The organism is Psychrobacter sp. 1U2, from assembly GCF_051847575.1.
In genome coordinates, this window is sequence record NZ_JBPYDC010001765.1 from 1 (window position 1) to 529 (window position 529).

The window sequence follows — 529 nt, forward strand, 5'->3', positions numbered from 1 at the left end:
ATAACAGGCGCTGTGATGCGTATTTTGCTATCAGAACAAAACGTTGGTGCAGCAGGACTACTGGCCAATTTAGGTTATGGCAATGATCAGCTGGTTGTTTTTTATGCAGTGATATTGGTCGCTAGCGCACTAGCATTAGTGCTGAGTATTTTTAAGACCAATGCAATGGATTTACGTCGTCCAGTTATTTTTTCTGTTGCCCTGATTGCTGTTGGTGCTTGGCTAGATACAGGCGTATCTCTAAACTCTGCGCCATATATGTTTTATCTTAGTCAGTTTATGATCGCTTTTGCTGCGGTATATTTTATGGGGCCTATGGTATTTGAAGGTATGTTTCGTGCGATTGCCAACGGTCCAGCTTACATTATCAGCTTTTCAGTCATCTTTGGAATTTCCCAAACCGTGGGAGGCTTAGCAGGCGCGGCAGGCATTCAAGCCTTTACGACCATTCGCACCCAAATGCACTATGCTGATATGGTCAGCTCAATGAATGCAGTTAATACTGCTGCGCTGCCACAAATACTACAAG

General features: G+C 43.9%; 1 pseudogene. It reads left to right on the top strand.

The annotated features are described in order from the left end of the window. Positions 1–15: 15 nt before the first annotated feature. A pseudogene (locus ACS8FD_RS24290) lies at positions 16–529 on the top strand (MFS transporter); the annotation flags it as partial.